The following is a 3,503-nucleotide window of genomic DNA, read 5'->3' on the forward strand; positions in this document are numbered from 1 at the left end:
TCCTTGTACTCATTCGGGGGCATGCGAACAATCTTTTTCTGGATTTTTTCGTAGTCGAATAGCTGTATTTGATTTAGTGTGGAAAGATCTTCGTTTAATTGGGCCATCTCACCTGCATACTTAGTTTTTTCATCACCGATAATTACGAAAAGTTCTTTACCAGGCTCCAGATAGATGTCATTTTCATTGCATATATCTGACCTAAGGAAAACTCTTTCAGGGTGATAGATTCCTACTTTTGTTGAAAAATAGCCGTTTTTCTGTATTTTTATGATCTGGTTTTCCTGTCCTCCTGCGATAATATTGTTTACATATATGATCAAGGTTTTAGTGCCCAGTTTTGGACTGTAGTTTTTAATGTAACCACTAAAAGTAGCGCTGTCGTTTTTGAAGATGGGAAGTTTATAGGTTTCTTTGCTGATGGTCCTTTTACAATCTACCTGATTTTTGATCAATTGAATTGTTTTATTGCCAATGGTAAGGCTAATGTTATTGTTTTTTAAGTCCTTAATTGATAGTTGTTTGGTGTCTTTTCCATTGGTAATAGATATAGTGGTATTAACACTATTGGTTTTTTTAACGACATTTTTATACGACCAAATTTTGTTGTTGTAAACTATCTCTTTATTGAAAAAAGCAACTTCGAGATTACTATTGTTTTTATTATACCAGCTTGTATAAATAAAGTTTGGAAGTAAACTTTTGCTTTCCTGCAGGGCAATGTCGTAAATTTTCCAGGCGTTGTCACCTTCTTCTCCATAATCAATGCTTGTAGCCTTTGCATTTACTTTTGGGAAAATTAGCTGATAGGATACTACACCCGTTTTTGGCATAAAATACTGTGCGGCTAATGGTACGCCAACAGTATTTTTGATATAATATTTAGCTGAGCCAACATTGTCTTGGAGGTAAGTGTCTTTTGGGATCCTGATCCATTGGCCAGCAGGGTAAGTGGTGGTGAACCATAACACGGTAGCGGTATCTGATGTTACTATTTTAGTGATTTTCAGTGTTGAACCATTGCTATTGAAACCAATAGAAGGGCTGTTGATTGTTTTTTGAGCATACAGGCCAACTGTAACTATCGACAGAAAAAAGGCTAGTATGATTTTTTGGTGTAGAGAACTGTTTTTCATTGCTTTAGATCGAAAAACAAGTATAACTAAAAAACTGGTTATTGCCTGTTAAATTCTGTTAAATAAGGGATGTAAATTATTTGATCACTGATTTAAGCTCATGCCTATATTCTGATGCACTTTTGCCGGTAAACTCCTTGAACAATTTATTAAAATGGCTAAAGTTGTTAAAACCGCTTTCGTAAGAAATATTGGCAATACTGATGGGTTTTTCGGCCAGAAGCTTTGAAGCATGTACCACCCTGTATTCATTCACAAAATGGGTAAAGGTTTTTTTAGTGATCTTTTTAAAATACCGGCAAAAGGAGGGAACAGTCATACTCGACATTTCAGCGATATGCTGCAAACTGATCTGATCCTGAAAATGATCTTTTACATAGTTAAAGATCATATTAATGCGGTCGTTATCCTGCACCTGCATTTCCATCGAAAACCCGTCGGCATTTAAAATTTTATAATCTTTGGCATGTTCGAGCTCTTTTAAAACGCTGAGCAGGGTTAAAAGCCTGTCGAATGGAGGCTGATCGTCCATCATTTCGATCCTGTCGCCTACCATACTTTTGGTTTCGCTGCCAAATGCAATTCCGGCCTTTGCTTTATCAAAAAGCTCATAGATTCCTTTTATCTCCTGCAGGCCTAAAAAAGTGGCGCCTAAAAAATCGGGCTTCATCTGGATTACCGTTTCGTTTTTATTCCCGGTATTGGTATCTGTAAATCCGCAATGGGGGAGATTGCTGCCAATCAGGATCAGATCGCCATCGGTATAATAAGAAACGTGGCTACCAATCTGCCTTTTTCCGGCACCGCCATTTACAAATACCATTTCAACTTCGGGGTGGTAATGCCAGAGGTGCGCCATGTTATTAGCGTTTTCTACATATTTTGAATAATAGAATGAACTCCCGAAAGAAGGCTCAACAACCTCGAAACTTGGCTTCATTATTTTCTAATTTATTGTACTAAAATACATAAAAAATATGCTTTATTATAACTTATGATAAAATACCCTTGTAATTGGGGTAATCTAGCATAGATATTGGAAAATATGCAATCGCCTATATCTCAGTTACCTCCATACCTTAGTGGTGTCATATAATTATTAACTCTTTAAAAATATTGGTTATGAAAAAGTTCTTAAAAATCGGTTTAATAGCAGCGTTGTTTTTTACTGCTACGGGTGTTCACGCTAACGATGATAATTTTACGCTAAAAGTAAAAGGCGAAAAAGAAAAGTTTATCCGTTTTTCTGTAGATAAGGCAGAAGACGTTAATCTGTCACTGATCGGTGCAGATGAGGAAGTTTTATTTGAAGAAAATATCCATGCTTCAGCTTTATCAAGCAAGGTTTATGATTTAAATGCAYTTCCTGACGGAAACTATGTGCTTAAAGTAGAGTCTGAATTAAAACTGGCTAAATATACAGTAACCATCAAAGATGGTGAGGCATTGGTGTCTGAGCCAAAAGTATCTAACATATTTAAACCGGTTTATACTAAAAAAGATCAGGTAGTTACCCTTGATCTGGATAACCTGGATAAAAATCCAATCGAAGTTAAAGTATACAACGAATACAATGACGAGGTTTACAGCGAAGTATTTAAAGATAAAGTGCAGTTGACAAAAAAATTCAATATCAGCAAAACAGATTCTAAAGAATTAACCTTTGTGGTGACGTATAAAGAAGAGAGTTTTGTTAAAACGATACAAACTTATTAAACATTACAGCTAATTGATATGGGGAGATTGTCGGATAGATAGTCTCCCTTTTTTTGTTTGTGAGATTAGATGTGAGATATGCGAAATGAGATTTGAGGCACCAGAATGGTGATGAGGTAGGTGTATCGCGGTCTTTTTCGGTGTTTCGTTTTATCATGTAACTTTTTCTTTCTTAATTGCTTGCGATTCTTCTTTTTTATAATTAATCATTTGATTTTAAGAAATATATTGTTACTTTTGCATCCCCGTAATATACCTCGGGATTAAAAATTAAAAACATAATTTATAACAATGAATCAGTACGAAACTGTTATCGTTCTAACCCCTTTGTTATCAGAAGAAGTTGCTAAAGAGGCATTAGCCAAATATAAAGCAATCCTTGTTGATAACGGAGCCGAAATTGTCCAAGAGGATAATTGGGGTTTGAGAAAATTAGCGTATCCAATTGAGAAAAAATCAAACGGATTCTTCAACTTAACTGAATACAAATCTTCAGGTGATTTGATCGCAAAATTAGAGCTTGAATTAAAACGCGATGAGCGTGTGTTACGTTTCTTAACAATCCGTTTAGACAAACACGCTGTTGCTTACAATGAGAAAAAGCGTAGTGGGGCTTTTAACAAAAAAACTAAGGAGGTTGCAGCGTAATGG

The 3,503-nt window shown here is 35.5% G+C and carries 4 protein-coding genes; 2 read left to right on the forward strand and 2 right to left on the reverse strand.

The genetic code is table 11. The features are described from left to right. Both AC1DPQ_RS21555 and AC1DPQ_RS21560 read right to left on the reverse strand, forming a co-directional pair. On the reverse strand, window positions 1–1,136 hold a 1,136-nt coding region (locus AC1DPQ_RS21555; RefSeq protein ID WP_477610829.1), incomplete at its 3' end, for a hypothetical protein. Window positions 1,137–1,212: 76 nt separating this feature from the next. Then, complete coding sequence (locus AC1DPQ_RS21560) at window positions 1,213–2,076, reverse strand: AraC family transcriptional regulator (RefSeq protein ID WP_477581060.1); 864 nt, start codon at window positions 2,074–2,076, stop codon at window positions 1,213–1,215. Between the two features lie 182 nt (window positions 2,077–2,258). Here AC1DPQ_RS21560 and AC1DPQ_RS21565 point away from each other — a divergent pair, with 182 nt between their 5' ends. Then, window positions 2,259–2,852: a hypothetical protein gene (locus AC1DPQ_RS21565; RefSeq protein WP_477610830.1), complete on the forward strand. Its 594-nt coding sequence runs from the start codon at window positions 2,259–2,261 to the stop codon at window positions 2,850–2,852. Between the two features lie 291 nt (window positions 2,853–3,143). Further along, window positions 3,144–3,500: a 30S ribosomal protein S6 gene (gene rpsF, locus AC1DPQ_RS21570; RefSeq protein ID WP_029277408.1), complete on the forward strand. Its 357-nt coding sequence runs from the start codon at window positions 3,144–3,146 to the stop codon at window positions 3,498–3,500. The last annotated feature ends 3 nt before the right edge of the window (window positions 3,501–3,503 follow it).

It is taken from the genome of Pedobacter sp. 01T416_2 (genome assembly GCF_056398925.1).